Origin of the sequence: Arthrobacter sp. 131MFCol6.1, from assembly GCF_000374925.1 — a bacterium.
In the GTDB taxonomy this organism is placed as follows: Bacteria; Actinomycetota; Actinomycetes; order Actinomycetales; family Micrococcaceae; genus Arthrobacter.
The window spans coordinates 1,179,881-1,196,322 of the sequence record NZ_KB895541.1 but is presented as its reverse complement, the minus strand read 5'-3'; the positions used below and the strand labels follow the sequence as shown (position 1 = coordinate 1,196,322).

General features: G+C 67.8%; 14 protein-coding genes, 2 tRNA genes and 1 riboswitch. All 16 genes read left to right on the top strand.

Annotated features, from left to right (window positions below):
• Positions 1-102 precede the first annotated feature (102 nt).
• The 16 genes from C566_RS0105580 (at position 103) to C566_RS0105500 (ending at position 16,388) form a co-directional block, all read left to right on the top strand.
• Entirely contained in the window at positions 103-3,363 is a 3,261-nt protein-coding gene (locus C566_RS0105580) for an Rne/Rng family ribonuclease (RefSeq protein WP_018773356.1), read from the top strand.
• 148 nt (positions 3,364-3,511) lie between these two features.
• Positions 3,512-3,609: riboswitch (TPP riboswitch) on the top strand.
• 36 nt (positions 3,610-3,645) lie between these two features.
• Positions 3,646-5,241: a bifunctional hydroxymethylpyrimidine kinase/phosphomethylpyrimidine kinase gene (locus tag C566_RS0105575; protein WP_043466187.1), complete on the top strand. Its 1,596-nt coding sequence runs from the start codon at positions 3,646-3,648 to the stop codon at positions 5,239-5,241.
• Between the two features lie 401 nt (positions 5,242-5,642).
• Positions 5,643-5,951 (top strand): 50S ribosomal protein L21, encoded by a 309-nt coding sequence (rplU, locus tag C566_RS0105565; protein WP_018773353.1) that lies wholly within the window; start codon positions 5,643-5,645, stop codon positions 5,949-5,951.
• 61 nt (positions 5,952-6,012) lie between these two features.
• Positions 6,013-6,276 (top strand): 50S ribosomal protein L27, encoded by a 264-nt coding sequence (rpmA, locus tag C566_RS0105560; RefSeq protein WP_009372867.1) that lies wholly within the window; start codon positions 6,013-6,015, stop codon positions 6,274-6,276.
• Between the two features lie 117 nt (positions 6,277-6,393).
• On the top strand, positions 6,394-7,983 hold the full coding sequence (gene obgE / locus C566_RS0105555; protein ID WP_018773352.1) for a GTPase ObgE: 1,590 nt from the start codon (positions 6,394-6,396) through the stop codon (positions 7,981-7,983).
• Positions 7,973-9,145 (top strand): glutamate 5-kinase, encoded by a 1,173-nt coding sequence (gene proB / locus C566_RS0105550; protein ID WP_026266412.1) that lies wholly within the window; start codon positions 7,973-7,975, stop codon positions 9,143-9,145. Before obgE ends, proB begins: the two co-directional genes overlap by 11 nt.
• Before the next feature lie 26 nt (positions 9,146-9,171).
• Positions 9,172-10,557 (top strand): glutamate-5-semialdehyde dehydrogenase, encoded by a 1,386-nt coding sequence (locus C566_RS0105545; RefSeq protein ID WP_018773350.1) that lies wholly within the window; start codon positions 9,172-9,174, stop codon positions 10,555-10,557.
• Between the two features lie 80 nt (positions 10,558-10,637).
• Positions 10,638-10,877: a hypothetical protein gene (locus C566_RS0105540; RefSeq protein WP_018773349.1), complete on the top strand. Its 240-nt coding sequence runs from the start codon at positions 10,638-10,640 to the stop codon at positions 10,875-10,877.
• A gap of 55 nt (positions 10,878-10,932) precedes the next feature.
• Positions 10,933-11,616 (top strand): nicotinate-nucleotide adenylyltransferase, encoded by a 684-nt coding sequence (nadD, locus tag C566_RS20935; protein WP_231386255.1) that lies wholly within the window; start codon positions 10,933-10,935, stop codon positions 11,614-11,616.
• 7 nt (positions 11,617-11,623) lie between these two features.
• Positions 11,624-12,907 (top strand): hypothetical protein, encoded by a 1,284-nt coding sequence (locus C566_RS0105530; RefSeq protein ID WP_018773347.1) that lies wholly within the window; start codon positions 11,624-11,626, stop codon positions 12,905-12,907.
• A 65-nt stretch (positions 12,908-12,972) separates the two neighbouring features.
• The gene (gene rsfS, locus C566_RS0105525; protein ID WP_018773346.1) at positions 12,973-13,374 is read left to right on the top strand and encodes a ribosome silencing factor; all 402 of its coding nucleotides are present in this window, start codon (positions 12,973-12,975) and stop codon (positions 13,372-13,374) included.
• A gap of 163 nt (positions 13,375-13,537) precedes the next feature.
• Positions 13,538-13,610 (top strand) — tRNA-Ala (locus C566_RS0105520).
• A gap of 177 nt (positions 13,611-13,787) precedes the next feature.
• Positions 13,788-13,863: transfer RNA gene (locus C566_RS0105515), tRNA-Ala, on the top strand.
• Between the two features lie 217 nt (positions 13,864-14,080).
• Complete coding sequence (locus C566_RS0105510; protein ID WP_018773345.1) at positions 14,081-14,902, top strand: amino acid ABC transporter substrate-binding protein; 822 nt, start codon at positions 14,081-14,083, stop codon at positions 14,900-14,902.
• A 36-nt stretch (positions 14,903-14,938) separates the two neighbouring features.
• Positions 14,939-15,604, top strand: a complete 666-nt coding sequence (locus C566_RS0105505) for an amino acid ABC transporter permease (RefSeq protein WP_018773344.1) — start codon at positions 14,939-14,941, stop codon at positions 15,602-15,604.
• Positions 15,591-16,388, top strand: coding sequence for an amino acid ABC transporter ATP-binding protein (locus C566_RS0105500; protein WP_018773343.1), 798 nt, complete (start codon positions 15,591-15,593; stop codon positions 16,386-16,388). The genes C566_RS0105505 and C566_RS0105500 overlap by 14 nt, the downstream gene beginning before the upstream one ends.
• Positions 16,389-16,442 lie beyond the last annotated feature (54 nt).

Sequence of the window (16,442 nt, the reverse complement as noted above, 5' to 3'; positions counted from 1 at the left end):
GGTATCCAATTGACTTCTGTCAATGCCTGCGGGTGTTGACGCATATTTGCCCCAAGGGGCGCCGAATGTGGCGGCGCATCAGGGGCAGGAGTGTCGCCACATATGGATAATGACCAGGTTGTAGCCGGAAACGAAGAAGTAGCAGTCGCCGGGGAAGCGCAGGGAACTGCGGAAGCAGAGGCTCCGGCAGCGCCGAAGAGGGCCGTCCGGACGCGCCGGAAGGCGCCCGTCGCCAAGGTCAACGCCGCGGAGGCTGCGGAGGCTGTGGCCGAAGCCGCCGCCCTGGCCGACGCGGCCGGCTCAGATGAGCCCGTCCGGGGCCGCCGCAAGGCAGCCAGCGTCGAGGCCGCCGCACCCGAAGCAGCCGCACCAGAAGCTGCCGTATCTGACACTGCCGCACCTGACACTGCGGCCAAGGCGCCCGCGCGGCGCACCCGGACCCGGAAAGCTGTAACCGCCCCGGAACCGTTGCCTGCCTTCGCCGGCGACGCCGAAGCGGCCGCACCTGCCGTGGCTGAGGCCCCCGCAGCAGCAGGTGGCACTGACGCAGCTGCCGCCGCCGAAACGGTTGCAGAGACGGTTGCAGAGAAGCCGGTCCGGCGCCGCGCCAGCCGTGCCAAGGCCGCCCCGAAGGCCGAAGAAGCACCCGCGGCAGTACTCCCGGCCGAAGAAGCGCCCGCTACGGAAGCACCCGCTGCGGACGCCGCCGCAGCCCAGCCCGCCGCAGCCCAGCCCGAAGAGCCGGAAGCCCGTCCCGAGGAAAGCCCGGCCGCGTCGCTGTTCATGGAACCGGGTGCCCTCACTTCCGTGATCTTCCAGGCCCCGGACCTGAGCACCGTGGTGCGTCAGGCCCCCGTTGCCGCGGCAGCAGCTGAGCCCGAGGACGAAGAAGGCGACGAGGACGAGGACGCCGGCAACCGCCGTCGGCGCCGCAGCCGCGGCCGGCGCGGCCGCACCCGCACGTCTGCCGAGTCCGATACCGAGACCGAAGGCACCGAAGAAGAGGGCGATGAAGGCTCAGAGGTGATCCTCGAAGACGGTGTGACCTCCCGCCGCCGCCGCCGTCGTCGTCGCGGTGACCAGGACCTGGAGCTGACCGGCGGGGAAGGCGACGATCCGCCCAACACGGTGACCCGCGTCCGTGCGCCGCGGGCGATGGCCGAGGCGCCGGTCAACAACCGCGTCACGTCCGTCAAGGGCTCCACCCGCCTGGAAGCCAAGAAGCAGCGCCGCCGCGAATCCCGCGACACGGGCCGCCGCCGCACCGTCATCACCGAGGCCGAGTTCCTGGCCCGCCGCGAGTCCGTGGACCGCCAGATGATCGTCCGCCAGCGCGACGACAGAATCCAGATCGGTGTCCTCGAAGACGGCGTCCTCGCCGAGCACTTCGTGTCTAAGACCCAGCAGGATTCCCTGATCGGCAACGTGTACCTGGGCAAGGTCCAGAACGTGCTGCCCTCCATGGAAGCCGCTTTCGTGGACATCGGCCGCGGCCGCAACGCCGTGCTCTACGCCGGTGAAGTGAACTGGGAGTCCGTCAACCTCGAGGGCAAGCAGCGCCGGATCGAGAACGCGCTGAAGTCCGGCGACTCCGTGCTCGTCCAGGTCACCAAGGACCCGGTCGGCCACAAGGGCGCCCGCCTCACCAGCCAGATTTCGCTGCCCGGCCGGTACCTCGTGTACGTGCCCGGCGGTTCCATGACCGGCATCTCCCGCAAGCTGCCCGACGTCGAACGCAACCGCCTCAAGCGGATCCTCAAGGACCGCCTGCCCGAGGACGCGGGCGTCATTGTCCGCACCGCCGCCGAGGGTGCGTCCGAGGAAGAGCTGACCCACGACATCAACCGCCTCCGCGCGCAGTGGGAAGGCATCGAGAGCCAGTCGACGTCCACCAAGATCCTCGCCCCCGAGCTGCTCTACGGCGAACCTGACCTGACCATCAAGGTGGTCCGGGACGTCTTCAACGAGGACTTCTCCAAACTGATCGTCTCCGGCGAGGAAGCCTGGGACACCATCGAGGCCTACGTCACCTACGTCGCACCGGACCTCGTAGGCCGGCTCGAGAAGTGGACCAAGGACACGGACATCTTCGCGGCTTGGCGCATCGATGAGCAGATCCACAAGGCCCTGGACCGGAAGGTCTTCCTGCCCTCTGGCGGTTCGCTCGTAATCGACCGCACCGAAGCCATGACCGTGGTGGATGTCAACACCGGCAAGTTCACCGGCTCCGGCGGCAACCTCGAGGAAACGGTCACCAAAAACAACCTGGAAGCGGCCGAAGAAGTCGTCCGGCAGCTGCGCCTGCGCGATATCGGCGGCATCATCGTGATCGACTTCATCGACATGGTGCTCGAATCCAACCGCGACCTCGTGCTGCGCCGCATGGTGGAGTGCCTGGGCCGGGACCGGACCAAGCACCAGGTGGCCGAGGTGACCTCGCTGGGCCTCGTGCAGATGACCCGCAAGCGGATGGGCACCGGGCTGCTGGAAGTCTTCGGCGAGCAATGCGAAACGTGTGCGGGCCGCGGCATCGTCACCCACGACGAGCCGGTGGAACACCGCCGCGCCAACACGGTCGCCGCGGAGCACTACGTGCCGCGCACCGAAGCGCAGCCTGCTGCCCGCACGGAACGCAAGAGCCGTCGCCGCGGCAGGGGAGGCCAGGGCGCGGAGACCGCGCCGGCCGCACCCGCACCCGTCCACGCCGAGCCCACCGAGGCCGAACGCCACGCCAAGGCCGAAGCCACCCGTGCCGCGCTGGCCAACATCGCTGCCGCGGCGCACGCCGCGCACCTGCACGACGGGGAGGCAGCCGCAGCCAGCGACGCCGGGGCCCGCCAGGCCGCCGTCGACGCCGTCACACAGCTCGCAGCCGCCGACGAGGCAGCCGGCCGCCCCGCAACGGTGCTGACGTTTGGCGGCGAGCAGGTGGCCCTGCCCTTCGTCGAGCACGCCGAGGACGCGCCGTCACCAGCCCTGACCCTGGACCTGCTGACCGAGGCCTTCGCCAACCTGGGCGAGGCCGAGGCCGGCAAGCAGGACCAGGCCGCCGGCCAGGCAGCGGCTGTTGCCGCCCCGGAAGCCACGGCGCCCGAGGCGCCGTCGGCCGTCCGCGCGGCGGAGGCGCCGGCGTCACGCACAGCCGACACCACGCGCGGCCGCCGCGGGCGCCGCAACCGGAGTGCCAGCCGCGCCCAGGGCGCAGCCAACGAAACCTCCGTGGAACACCGCGAGGCAACCCGGCCGGCCGCGGCCGGATCGGTTCACGAGGCCAAGGCTCCCGCTGCGGCCAGGCCTGCGTCCGTCCCGGCCGGCAACGAGCCGATCATCCTCGGCGTCGGCGTGCCGGCGTCGGAGCTGTAGTCCTCCGCGACTGACCACATCCCCGACCGGTCACTATTTCGACTGGTCGGGCTGCGGGTCCGGGTCAGGGCAGACGTAACATACGTCCGTCCAGGCCCGGGCCCGCCCGTGCGTTAACGGGGCCACAGGGTGGCAGCGGCTAGGCTGGAACACTGACACGGGGTGCCGGGCATCGGGCCGGCTGAGATCCAGACCCGTTGAACCTGTCCGGTTAGCACCGGCGAAGGGATGTCTGCCTTGTCCGCGAGATCGAATCCGTCCGAGTTCCTGCCCAGCGAGTTTCTGCCGGCCAATTTTCTGCACAGCGAGTCTCTGCCGGCGCCGCCGCGCATTCCCCGCGTGCTGGCCATCGCCGGCTCCGATCCCTCCGGCGGGGCCGGAATCCAGGCCGACCTGAAGAGCATCGCGGCGAACGGCGGCTACGGCATGGCCGCCATCACCGCCCTGACAGCGCAGAACACCCAGGGCGTGCGCGCCGTCCACGTCCCCCCGGCAGCGTTCCTCACGGCGCAGCTGGACGCCATCAGTGACGACATCGGCATCGACGCGGTCAAGATCGGCATGCTCGGTGACGCCGCCGTGATCGACGCCGTCCGCGGCTGGCTGGAAAAGGTGCGCCCCGCCGTGGTCGTCCTGGACCCGGTGATGGTCGCCACCAGCGGGGACCGGCTCCTGCAGGAATCGGCCGAGGCCGCCCTGCAGGCCCTCCTGCCGCTGGCGGACCTCATCACGCCCAACCTCGCCGAACTCGCCATCCTGCTCAAGGAACCCGTCGCGGCTGACTGGGCCGAGGCCTTGGCGCAGGGCAAGCGGCTGGCCGCCCTGACCGGCACCACCGTCCTGGTTAAGGGCGGCCACCTCCAGGGCGGACAGCCCGACGCCGCCGACGACGACGCCGCCGGCTGCCCGGATGCGCTGGTCAACACCGGTGGCCTGCTCGGCCAGGAAACAGTGGTCGTACCGGGGGAGAGGATCGCCACGCGCAACAGCCACGGCACCGGCTGCTCGCTGTCCTCGGCCATGGCCACCGTGCAGGCCCGGGTGGGGGACTGGGAAGCGGCGCTGCGGGAAGTCAAGCCGTGGCTGCTGGGCGCGCTCCGCAAAGCCTCGGTCCTGGACGTCGGCACCGGCAACGGCCCGGTCCACCACTTCCACCACCTGCAGCAACTCCAGGACGGGCAGCAACTCACCGACGGACAGTGCCGCCCGGCCGGCCACGGTCCGGCAGCGGGGGAGTTCGCCGCAGCCCTGCGCGCAGGAGCCACGGGCGATCTTGAAGCCATCTACGCCCTGGACTTCGTCCGCGGACTGGCCGACGGGTCCTTGCCCGAGCACGAGTTCGCGTACTACCTCGCCCAGGACGCCATCTACCTCAACGGCTACTCCCGGGTCCTGGCCCGGGCCGCCGCGATTGCCCCCACCGAGGCCGAGCAGCTGTTCTGGGCCCGTTCGGCGCAGACCTGCCTGGAAGTCGAATCCGAGCTGCACCGTTCCTGGCTCAGCACCCGCCCCACGGACTCCACCCTGGGCCCGGTCACGAAATCGTATGTGGACCACCTGCTGGCCGCCTCGGTGTCCGGCAGCTACGGGGTCCTGGTGGCGGCGGCACTGCCGTGCTTCTGGCTCTACGCCGAGGTCGGTTCCACGCTGCACCGGGAATTCCTGGCCGGCGGCGCCCCCGGGGAGCACCCCTACGCCGACTGGCTGCGGACCTACGCCGATGAGGACTTCGCTGCCGCGACCCGGCAGGCCATCGCGTACACGGACACGGCGGCCAGGCGGGCATCGGAGAGCGAACGGGAGGCCATGGCCCTGGCTTTCCGGCAGTCATCGCGCTACGAAGTGGACTTCTTCGACGCGCCGCGGCTATACGCCTGACACGAGCTGGCCCGGACTACCGGTACGATGGTGGGGCACGGTTCCGGAAGTCGTTGCGGCAACACAGCTCAGGATGGTCAAGATCCCGGTCAAGAACATTGACAGGGTCTTGCCTCAGGAGGTTGTGGCGCCTATCACGGACTACCCGCCGGAACCAGCCTCATTTGCGGCCGAAGGCAAAATTAGCGTATTCTAGATCTTCGGTGCTTACGCCAACACTTGGGTTATGACCCTGAGAACAGTCCGCTTGGAATTCCAAATGGATTTGTTCCGGGGATAGCTCATGGGTTCCCCCGGGGAATCCACCGGCGTTGAGGCACAGCGTGAGCCGGTCCAAACAATTTGGCCCCTGGTTCCGCACGCAAATCTAGTAATAAACGTCGAGAGAAGTGAGTTCCCCAGTGGTGTACGCGATTGTCCGCGCAGGCGGCCGCCAAGAGAAGGTTTCCGTTGGAGACTTCGTTACCCTGAACCGCGTCCCCGGTGGAGCCGGCAGCACCTTTGAGTTGCCCGCACTGCTCCTGGTGGACGGTGACAAAGTCACGTCTGCTGCTGCGGACCTGGCCAAGGTAACGGTTACGGCTGAGATCCTCGAAGACCTCCGTGGTCCGAAGATCGTCATCCAGAAGTTCAAGAACAAGACCGGTTACAAGAAGCGTCAGGGCCACCGTCAGGAACTGACCAAGGTCAAGATCACCGGTATCAAGTAACTCTTCGTTACTGTTCAGGTTCCAGCAGATTCCCCAGAATTTTTGAAGGCAGGCATTTCAAATGGCACATAAAAAAGGCGCGAGTTCCACTCGCAACGGTCGTGACTCCAACGCCCAGTACCTCGGCGTCAAGCGCTTCGGTGGCCAGGTAGTTTCCGCAGGCGAGATCATCGTCCGCCAGCGCGGCACCCACTTCCACCCGGGCGCCGGCGTAGGCCGCGGCGGGGACGACACCCTGTTCGCCCTGACCCCCGGTGCTGTCGAGTTCGGCACCCGCCGTGGTCGCCGCGTTGTGAACATCGTGGCTGCTGCAGCTGCAGAGTAACAATAAGTTCTAAATCGGTGGGGCGGGCCATTAGGTCCGCTCCACCGGTGTTTTAACCGCATTACAATCATCTTGGGCCTCTTTGGGGGTCCGGGGAACAGCACTGAGGAGATCCACGTGGCGAGCTTTGTAGACCGGGTAGTACTGCACGTATCCGGCGGTACCGGCGGCCACGGCTGTGTCTCCGTCCACCGCGAGAAGTTCAAGCCCCTCGGCGGTCCCGACGGCGGCAACGGCGGCAACGGCGGCGACGTCATCCTGCGCGTGGACCCCCAGACCACCACCCTGCTCGACTACCACCACGCGCCCCACCGGCACGCCACCAACGGCGGCCCCGGCATGGGCGACTGGCGCGGCGGCAAGAACGGCGAAACCCTGATCCTTCCGGTCCCGGTGGGCACCGTGGTGAAGTCCAAGTCCGGCGAAGTCATCGCCGACCTCGTGGCCGAAGGCGACGAATACATCGCCGCCGCCGGCGGCATTGGCGGCCTCGGCAACGCCTCCCTGTCCTCCCAGAAGCGCCGCGCGCCCGGCTTCGCGCTGCTCGGCATCGAAGGCGAATCCAGCGACGTTGTCCTGGAATTGAAGTCCATCGCCGACATCGCCCTCGTCGGCTTCCCCTCCGCCGGCAAGTCCAGCCTGATCGCCGCCATGTCCGCCGCCCGGCCCAAGATCGCGGACTATCCCTTCACCACCCTCATCCCCAACCTGGGCGTCGTCCAGGCCGGCGAGGTCCGCTTCACCATTGCCGACGTCCCCGGCCTGATCGAGGGCGCCAGCGAGGGCAAGGGCCTCGGCCACCACTTCCTGCGCCACGTCGAGCGGTGCGCCGCCCTGGTGCACGTGCTGGACTGCGGCACGCTCGAATCGGACCGCGATCCACTCTCCGACCTCGCCATCATCGAGGCCGAGCTGGAGAAGTACGCCGTGGACATGAGCTACAGCGGGTCCGACGGCGAAGTCGTTCCACTGAACCACCGCCCCCGCCTCGTGGCCCTGAACAAGGTCGACCTGCCGGACGGCAAGGACATGGCCGAGTTCGTCCGCCCGGAGCTCGAATCCCGGGGCTACAAGGTCTTCGAAATCTCGGCGACGAGCCACGAAGGCCTCCGCCAGCTCGGCTTCGCCATGGCCGAAATCGTCAAGGCCGCCCGCGACGCCGTCGCCGCGACCCCGCCGAAGGTGCACGCCCCGGTGCTGCGCCCCCGCGCCGTCAACGAGACCGGCTTCACGATCCGCCGCGAGGAAAAGAACCTCGAGCCGCTCTTCCGCGTCCTGGGGGACAAGCCCGTGCGCTGGGTCAAGCAGACCGACTTCACCAACGAGGAAGCGATCGGCTACCTCGCCGACCGCCTGGCCAAGCTTGGCGTTGAAAATGAACTGTTCAAGCAGGGCGCCAAGCCGGGCGACATGGTGGTCATCGGCGAGGACGACGGCGTCGTCTTCGACTGGGAGCCGACCATGATGGCCGGTGCCGAGCTGCTCGCCTCGCCCCGCGGCACCGACGTGCGCTTCGCCGACATCGGCGACCGCCCGACGCGTGGCCAGAAGCGCGACGAACAGCAGGAACGCCGCGACGCCAAGGCCGCCGCCCGCGCCGAGCTCGAAGCCGAACGCAAGGCCGGCATCTGGACCGAATCCGTCAGCGGCCGCCGCGCGCGGCAGCCGCTCAAGGAGAGTGGACTGGGCGAAGCCGATGACGAGTAAGACCGTCGTCGAGCACCGGTCCCAGCCGCTCAAGGCCCAGACCATCGACGCCCCGGACCGCACTGTGCTGTCCGGGGCGCGCCGGATTGTCGTCAAGGTCGGCTCGTCCTCGCTGACCTCCATCAAGGGCGGGATCTCCGAAGAGGCCCTGACCGGGCTCGCCGACGCCCTGGCGCACAAGCGCAACGCGGGCGCGGAGATCATCCTCGTGTCCTCCGGCGCGATCGCCGCCGGCCTCGCCCCGCTCGGCCTCGAGAAGCGCCCCCGCGACCTCGCCACCCAGCAGGCCGCGGCCAGCGTAGGCCAGGGCCTGCTGATGGCCCGCTACACCCACGCCTTCGGCGCGCACGGGGTCACCGTCAGCCAGGTGCTGCTGACCGCGGACGACTTTATGCGCCGCAGCCAGCACACCAACGCGTTCCGCGCGCTGGACCGGCTGCTGAACCTCGGCGTTGTCCCGGTGGTCAACGAAAACGACACCGTAGCCACGCACGAGATCCGCTTTGGCGACAACGACCGCCTCGCGGCCCTGGTGGCGCACCTGGTCCGCGCCGACGCGCTCGTGCTGCTCTCCGACGTCGACTCCCTGTACGACGGCCCGCCGTCGCACGGCGCCAAGCGGATTCCGCACGTCTCCGGCCCCCACGACCTCGACGGCGTCTCGATCGGCAGCACCGGCAAGGCCGGCGTGGGCACGGGCGGCATGGTCACCAAGGTCGAAGCCGCGAGCATCGCCGCCGGTTCGGGCATCCACGCCCTCGTAACATCCACGGCCAATGCGGCCGCTGCGCTGGCCGGCGAGGACGTGGGCACGTGGTTCTCCGTCAACGGCGCGCGCAAGCCGATCCGGCTCCTGTGGCTGGCCCACCTGGCATCCGTGCGCGGCACCCTGGTGCTCGACGACGGCGCGGTCAAGGCCGTCCGCGACCGCCGCACCTCGCTCCTGCCGGCCGGAATCGCAGCGGTCAAGGGCGACTTCGAGGCCGGTGACGCCGTGGAGATGGTGTCAGTGGACAACACTGTGATTGCCCGCGGGCTGGTCAACTATTCGGCCGCCGAGCTGCCCCAAATGCTGGGCCGGTCCACCCATGAGCTCGGCAAGGCACTGGGCCGCGGATATGACCGCGAAGTTGTTCATGTTGACGACCTGGTGCTGGTCTAGGTTCCCCCGACGCCTAAACTGGAAGCATGACTGAGGCCCTGACTTCCGCTGCCGTGACTGATGTGCCTGCCGGCACCGTTCCCGCCGGTAACGCCGCGCCCGCCCAAGGGTTCGCCGCGGCCCCGGATCCGGCACCCGCCCCTGGCACCGCAACAGGGACCGAAGCGGCCGTCCACGCGATCGCAGACCGCTCGCGCAACGCTGCCCACAAGATGGCGCGTGCCAACCGGGCCTGGAAGGACCGGGGCCTGCGCGCCATCGGCAAGGCGCTGGTGGAACACAAGCACCAGATCCTGGCCGCCAACGCCAAGGACGTCGCGGCCGGCCGGGCCGCCGGCACCAGCGCCGCCCTGCTGGACCGCCTGACGCTTACCGACTCACGCATCACGGCCCTCGCCGCCGCACTCGAAAACCTCGCCACCCTGCCCGATCCCGTAGGAAACGTCGTGCGGGGCCAGACCCTCCCCAACGGGCTGCGCCTGCGCCAGATCAACGTACCTATGGGCGTGGTGGCCGCGATCTATGAGGCCCGCCCGAACGTCACGGTCGACATCGCCGGGCTGGCCCTCAAGAGCGGCAACGCCGTCATCCTGCGCGGCGGATCCGCCGCCGCTGCCACCAACGCCGCCCTGATCACCATCCTCCGGGATGCGCTGGAATCGGTGGGCCTGCCCGCCGACGCCGTCCAGACCGTGGACCAGTACGGCCGCGACGGCGCCAACGCGCTCATGCGGGCGCGTGGCCGGGTGGACGTGCTCATTCCCCGCGGCGGCCGCGAGCTCATTCAGGCCGTTGTGACGAACTCCTCCGTACCGGTCATCGAGACCGGTGAAGGCAACGTCCATATCTTCCTGGACGCTTCCGCCAGCGAGGAAATGGCCGTGGACATCCTCCTCAACGCCAAGACCCAGCGGCCCAGCGTCTGCAACACCGTCGAAACGCTCCTGGTGCACTCCAAGTCCACCGTTCTTCCCGCGGTCGCCGCCGCGTTGCGGGCTGCCGGGGTCACCCTGCACGTGGACCAGCGCATCCGCGCCGCCCTGCCGGCCTCGGTCCAGACCGTGCCGGCCACGGAGGATGACTGGGCCACCGAATACATGAACCTGGACCTGGCGGTGGCCATGGTGGACAGCTTGGACGAGGCCGTCAGGCACATCCGCAAGTGGTCCACCGGCCACACAGAAGCGATCCTGACCAACGACCTCGCCAACGCCGAGCGCTTCATCGCCGATGTCGATTCGGCCGCCGTGATCGTGAACGCCTCCACCCGCTTCACCGACGGCGGCGAGCTCGGCCTCGGCGCCGAAGTGGGGATTTCCACCCAAAAACTCCATGCCCGCGGCCCCATGGGGCTGACCGAGCTGACCACGACCAAGTGGATCGTGCAGGGCGAGGGCCAGATCCGGGGCTAGCAACGCTGTAACATGGAACGGAAGACCGGAACGGCGGACACCTCCGCCGTCGTCAAATTTTGAACTCACTAGGGGAGAACATGCTGTCGCAGCAGATCGCCACTTTCGTCGCCGCCGCCGGCGAATCGGGCCACGAGGAACTCGCACCGCTCATTGCACCGCCGTTTGTCATTGGCGCCACCATGTTCGCGATCCTGGTGGTCCTGCTGCTGATCACGCTGTCCTACTCCAACCTGGGCCGGCGCCACGTGGCCGTCGAGGAGCACGCGGACCCGCACCGCCAGCACCCGAACAAGCACGATCACGGCCAAGGTCACTAATATTTCCGCCCCCACGAAGCAGCGCGGCGCCCAGCGCCGCCTGCGTCTGGGTGTGATGGGCGGCACGTTCGACCCCATCCACCACGGACACCTTGTCGCGGCCAGTGAGGTCGCGGCCAAGTTCGACCTCGACGAAGTCGTGTTCGTGCCCACCGGCCAGCCGTGGCAGAAGATGGCCAAGAAGGTCAGCGAAGCCGAGCACCGGTATCTCATGACGGTCATCGCCACGGCCTCGAATCCCCGCTTCACCGTGAGCCGGGTGGACGTTGACCGTCCGGGACCGACCTACACGATCGACACCCTGCGTGACCTGCGGACCCTGCGTCCGGACGCCGACCTGTTCTTCATCACCGGCGCGGACGCCCTGGCCCAGATTTTGTCCTGGAAAGACATCGATGAACTCTGGTCCCTCGCGCACTTCGTGGGCGTCACCCGGCCAGGCCACGTCCTGGACGGCATGGGACGCAAGGACGTCAGCCTCCTGGAGGTCCCGGCCATGGCCATTTCCTCCACGGATTGCCGCACGAGGGTGGCCGAAGGAAACCCCGTCTGGTACCTCGTGCCGGACGGGGTGGTCCAGTACATCGCCAAGTACGGCCTGTACCACGCCAGCCCCGACGCCGACCGCCTTGAAGCCGGACACGCCGGGACCGCCAACGCCGGAAACGGCGCGGCAGAAACTGACCCCGCACAGCACGATCCAGCCCTTGAGATAACCCAACCAGCCAGCACTGAATGAGTTTGCCATGAGTCAGGAACAGCCTCCCATCCGCAGCCGCCGCGAATTGCGGCAGGCCAGAGATGAACGCCTGGACACACCGGGCCCGGGCGAGCCGACGGAGGCCGAAATCACTGGCCGGAGCCGTCGCGTTGCCGACGCCCCGGTGGACTCTGTGCGCGCTGGCTCTGTGCCTGCCGGCACAGAGCGGTCCTCACAGGTCCGGGCACGGGACCGCGCCGCACTGCGCACCATCAAGGAACTCGCAGAAAAGGAAGGCCAGCTGGCCGGCGGCGGGCCGCCCACGCGACGCCAGCTGAGGCTTTTGGAGCTGGCGACCGAAACCGCCCCGGCCACCCAGGCCAACACCATTGTCCCGGTGTCGCCGCGGACCCGGGCCACTCCGGTGGTTTCCCCGGCCGGGAAGGACACCGCCCCCACGGACGCCGCCTCGAAGGGCGCTGCTCCGAAGGATGCTGCCCCGAAGGGCACGTCCCCGGCTGCGTCAGCCGCCCCGGCGCCCAAGGCCCCCGCTGCGCCCAAGGCTCCCGCTGGCGATGGCGCCGGACCGGGCGGCACGACGCCCGAGGGCATGACCGTGGAGCAGGCGCTGGCCGCCCGCGAGCTCCTCGCGGAGCAGGCCAAGAACCAAGTGGCCAAGATGGAACACATTGCGGCCACGGATCCGGATGCCGTTGATCCGGCCGTCCTGGCCGAGCAGATCGCCCTCGCCGAGCGCGCCGCTATCCTGAACCGCCGCGCCGCCGCCAAGCAGAAGCTTGCCGAACAAAACAGCCAGCCGCCGGCGCCTCGCAACGATCCGACCACGGCCAACAACCTGGCCATGGTTACACCCTTGGAATTTGAGAAGATTCCCGGCGTGGAGCGGCCCGTCATGAAGCGCCCTGCCACGTCGTATGTCCCGGTTGTCACCAACCCGGGTCCGCGCGTGGACTCGCCACGGAAGCCCGGCCTGCGGCGGCCGGGCAGTTCCCGCCAGAAGGCCGCAGGTCCTGCTATGGGTTCTGCCGCTGGCAGAGCCGGCGTCCTGGCCCGGGCGGAAGCAGCCGCCAAAGCCGGAACAGCCCGGCCGGCAAGCGCAGCAATTTCCGCGGGGGAGTCCGACGAACGATTCGTGGGCGGGGAACCCGTGGCCGCGAATGCCGCCTACGGGCTGGAACCCCTGGATGCCGCCACCGCCGGGCTCGGCCGGGCGCGCCGCCTGCGCATGCTCCAGCTCGGCGTCCTGGCGGTGGGGATTGTTGCCCTCATCGCCGGCATCACGCTGATCGTCACCGGGCTGGCCCACTAGGTCTCAGGCCGCCACCGGCGCCCACATTTTCATCACCATAGTTTTTCATCACTACAAGGAGTCCCGTGACTGCAACCGATTCATCCATCACTACCGCCCGCCACGCAGCCCGCGCTGCCTCGGAGAAGCTTGCCGAGGACATCGTGGCTCTGGACGTCAGCGAACGGCTGGCCCTGGCCGACGTCTTCCTGATTGCCTCGGCCCCGAGCGAACGCCAGGTCAACGCAATCGTGGACGGCATCGAGGACGAACTCTCCAAGTTTGACCAGAAGCCCGTCCGCCGCGAGGGCCGCTCCGGCGGTCGCTGGGTGCTGCTGGACTACTCCAACGTCGTCATCCACGTTCAGCACGAGGAAGACCGCGTGTTCTACGCCCTCGAGCGCCTGTGGAAGGACTGCCCCGTCGTCGATCTGCAGCTCGGCGACGACGCCTCCGCCAAGGCCACCGCCGGCACCGACACGGAGTAGCCACCCGCGCTCAGGCCACGTCCGGACGCTAAAAAGAGCCGAATATGCCCGATTTGGAATTTTCCGACGGGCTGGTCTAAGATATTTGAGTTGCTTCGGAGAGATCCGGACAGAAAACCGGAGCTTTGCACGTCAGCAGACATGCTCGGAGCAGCGAAAATTCGGGGCTGTGGCGCAGCTGGTAGCGCACCTGCATGGCATGCAGGGGGTCAGGGGTTCGAGTCCCCTCAGCTCCACCGGATAATCCGCCGGAATCGAAAGATTCCGGCGGATTTTTTTGTGCCAGGATCCGGGCAAGACCCTGGAAGTCAACGAACCTTTCCCATGAGTCAACGCGCCGATTAGCGCGAACGCGATTTGTGGTTTAGGCTATTCAGGTTGCTTCAGGGAGGACGAAACTTCCGGGCAAATGAGGGGCTGTGGCGCAGCTGGTAGCGCACCTGCATGGCATGCAGGGGGTCAGGGGTTCGAGTCCCCTCAGCTCCACCAGAAAGGGAATCACCGCGAGGCGGTGGTTCCCTTTTTCGTGCCCCGCACTGGGGCTGGCCTTCAGGAGTTGCATCCGTCAAGACCGTCTCATGACGGGACGTCATAAACTGTCATTTAGGCTCTCCACCCTGAGCGGGACCTTGCTATCGTCGCTAGGAGACAGCCGCCATGCGGCTTAGCTGGAAGGCCATTTCCGGCTCCACGACTAAGGAACATCATGAAGCGCACACGACTTTCCGTTATCGGCCTCATTGCTGCCGCAGGGCTCGCCCTGGCAGGCTGCGGGTCGGCGTCCACCACCCCGGCCAGCTCAGCGCCGGCAGCGGGTGCGGACACCTCCCTCAGCGATGTGAAGAGCGCAGGCGTGCTCAAGGTCGGCACGGAAGGCACCTACAAGCCGTTCACGTTCCACGCCAACGGCAGCGGTGAGCTGACGGGCTACGACGTCGAGATCATCAACGCCGTCGCCGGGAAGCTGGGCGTCAAGCCGGCCTTCCAGGAGACGCAGTTCGACGCCATCTTCGCCGGCCTCGACGCCAAGCGGTTCGACGTCGTCGCGAACCAGGTTTCCATCACCGATGAGCGCAAGGCGAAGTATGACTTCTCCACCCCCTACACGGTGAGCACCGGCGTCGTTGTCACCAAGTCGGACAACGACAGCATCCACTCCTTTGAGGACCTCAAGGGCAAGACCACGGCGCAGTCCCTGACGAGCAACTGGTACAAGCTGGCGCAGCAGAGCGGCGCGAACGTCGAGGCCGTCGAGGGCTGGGCGCAGGCGATCACACTGCTCAAGCAGGGCCGCGTCGATGCCACCATCAACGACAAGCTGACGTACCTGGACTACCAGAAGACCGACCACGACACCGGCATCAAGATTGCTGCCGAGACCACTGACAAGTCGCTGAGCGCGTTCGCCCTGCGCAAGGGATCGACCAGCCTGGCCGACGCCATCAACAAGGCCCTCGGCGAGCTGGCGGCCGACGGCACCCTGACGAAGATCTCCCAGAAGTACTTCGACGCCGACGTCTCGAAGTAGCGCTGTGCACGCCGCAGAGAAACGCCGCGTCCGGGCATGAGCATCAACTGGGAACTCGTGTGGTCATCGCTGGGCCCCCTCCTGACGGGTGCGATCTTCGGCACCATCCCCTTGGCGCTGGCATCGTTCAGCCTGGGCCTCCTGCTGGCGCTGGTGGTGGCCCTCATGCGGCTGAGCCGCAACCGCCTGGTTTCCGCGGTGGCGCGGACCTACATTTCCGTCATCCGAGGAACCCCGCTCCTGGTCCAGCTGTTCGTCATTTTCTACGGGCTGCCTTCCGTGGGAATCACCATCAGCCCCTGGCCCAGCGCCATTATCGCGTTCTCCCTGAACGTCGGCGGCTATGCCGCGGAGGTCATCCGGGCGGCCATCTTGTCCGTTCCGAAGGGCCAGTGGGAGGCCGGCCACACCATCGGAATGTCGCGCCGGCAGACGCTCGTGCGGATCATCCTGCCGCAGGCCGCCCGGGTCTCGGTTCCGCCACTGTCCAACACCTTCATCAGCCTGGTCAAGGACACCTCGCTGGCGTCGCTGATCCTCGTCACCGAACTGTTCCGCGTGGCGCAGCAGGTGGCAGCCTTCAGCCAGGAATTCATGCTGCTGTATCTGGAAGCAGCCGTGATCTACTGGATCATCTGCCTCGTTCTCGCCAGCGGACAGTCCGCCCTGGAGAAGAGATTGGACCGCTATGTCGCCCACTGAACCGCAACCCTCCGATGTTCCTGTCCCGGACGAGCCGCTCCTGACCGTCACGGGCCTGCGCAAGGCGTTCGGCCAGCACGAAGTGCTCAAATCCATCGACCTTGAAGTGCGGCGCGGCGAAGTGGTCACGTTGATCGGGCCGTCCGGATCAGGAAAAACGACAGTCCTGCGCTGCCTGAACGGCCTCGAAGTGCCCGACGCCGGCGTCGCCGAATTCGCGGGGCAACTGACCGTGGACTTTGCCACACCGGTGGCGAAGAAGCAGGTGCTCGCCTTGCGGGACCGCAGCGCCATGGTGTTCCAGCACTACAACCTCTTTCCGCACAAGACCGTCCTGGAGAACGTGATCGAGGGCCCGGTCCAGGTGCAGAAGCGGCCCAAGGCGGAGGCGATCCAGGAGGCCAGGGACCTGTTGGCCCGGGTCGGCCTGACCGGCAAGGAAAACAGCTACCCCTTCGAGCTCTCCGGCGGCCAGCAGCAGCGCGTCGGCATTGTCCGAGCCCTCGCCCTGCGCCCGCAACTGCTGCTCTTCGACGAGCCCACCTCTGCGCTGGACCCCGAGCTCGTGGGCGAGGTCCTGGCCGTCATCAAGGAACTCGCCGACGAAGGCTGGACCATGGTGGTGGTCACCCACGAGCTCGCGTTCGCCCGTCAGGTGGCCGACGAGGTCATCTTCATGGACGGCGGCGTGGTGGTCGAACGCGGCCACCCCGACACCGTGCTGCGGGACCCGCGGGAGGAACGCACGCGGCAGTTCGTGGACCGCCTGCTGAACCCGTTCTAAGGCGCCCGGCCGCGGCGAGAAGAAGGCCGCCAGCACGGGCGGGCACAAGCGGCG

Coding starts and splice junctions, on each gene's coding strand:
- C566_RS0105545 (WP_018773350.1), top strand. CDS start 9,172: ATGACTGAGGCCCTGACTTCCGCTGCCGTGACTGATGTGCCTGCCGGC.
- C566_RS0105505 (WP_018773344.1), top strand. CDS start 14,939: ATGAGCATCAACTGGGAACTCGTGTGGTCATCGCTGGGCCCCCTCCTG.
- rpmA (WP_009372867.1), top strand. CDS start 6,013: ATGGCACATAAAAAAGGCGCGAGTTCCACTCGCAACGGTCGTGACTCC.
- C566_RS0105510 (WP_018773345.1), top strand. CDS start 14,081: ATGAAGCGCACACGACTTTCCGTTATCGGCCTCATTGCTGCCGCAGGG.
- C566_RS0105540 (WP_018773349.1), top strand. CDS start 10,638: ATGCTGTCGCAGCAGATCGCCACTTTCGTCGCCGCCGCCGGCGAATCG.
- nadD (WP_231386255.1), top strand. CDS start 10,933: ATGGGCGGCACGTTCGACCCCATCCACCACGGACACCTTGTCGCGGCC.
- C566_RS0105530 (WP_018773347.1), top strand. CDS start 11,624: ATGAGTCAGGAACAGCCTCCCATCCGCAGCCGCCGCGAATTGCGGCAG.
- proB (WP_026266412.1), top strand. CDS start 7,973: ATGACGAGTAAGACCGTCGTCGAGCACCGGTCCCAGCCGCTCAAGGCC.
- C566_RS0105580 (WP_018773356.1), top strand. CDS start 103: ATGGATAATGACCAGGTTGTAGCCGGAAACGAAGAAGTAGCAGTCGCC.
- C566_RS0105500 (WP_018773343.1), top strand. CDS start 15,591: ATGTCGCCCACTGAACCGCAACCCTCCGATGTTCCTGTCCCGGACGAG.